This window comes from Pseudoalteromonas sp. 2CM37A (assembly GCF_023161885.1).
GTDB classification, from domain to species: domain Bacteria; phylum Pseudomonadota; class Gammaproteobacteria; order Enterobacterales; family Alteromonadaceae; genus Pseudoalteromonas; species Pseudoalteromonas atlantica.
Genome location: NZ_JALNTJ010000025.1, coordinates 1 through 700 on the forward strand (window position 1 = coordinate 1; position 700 = coordinate 700).

1 rRNA gene is annotated in these 700 nt (G+C 44.6%); it reads left to right on the forward strand.

Annotated elements, in window-relative coordinates:
- Positions 1-86 precede the first annotated feature (86 nt).
- Positions 87-700 (forward strand): 23S ribosomal RNA (locus MTF68_RS19635); the annotation flags it as partial.

The window sequence follows — 700 nt, forward strand, 5'->3', positions numbered from 1 at the left end:
TGATTAATTGGTATCTACTTTAGTATTCAATATTAACTTCTGGCGAAGTTAAACTGTCACATAACAAAGACCCGTTTGGGTTGTATGGTTAAGTGACTAAGCGTACACGGTGGATGCCTTGGCAGTTGGAGGCGATGAAGGACGTATTAACTTGCGATAAGCCTAGTCAAGCTAGTAAAAAGCGCTTGAGACTAGGATTTCCGAATGGGGAAACCCACCTGCTTGCAGGTATCGTTAACTGAATACATAGGTTAACGAGGCGAACGCGGAGAACTGAAACATCTAAGTACCCGTAGGAAAAGAAATCAACCGAGATTCCGATAGTAGCGGCGAGCGAAATCGGAACAGCCCTTAAGCTTATTATGTGTTAATGGAAGGCTCTGGAAAGTGCCACGATACAGGGTGATAGTCCCGTACATGAAAAGACATTTTAAGTGAAATCGAGTAGGTCGGAGCACGTGAAACTTTGACTGAATATAGGTGGACCATCATCTAAGGCTAAATACTCCCAACTGACCGATAGTGAACCAGTACCGTGAGGGAAAGGCGAAAAGAACCCCTGTGAGGGGAGTGAAATAGAACCTGAAACCGTGTACGTACAAGCAGTAGGAGCCTACTTGTTAGGTGACTGCGTACCTTTTGTATAATGGGTCAGCGACTTATATTTTGTAGCGAGGTTAACCGATTAGGGTAGCCGTAG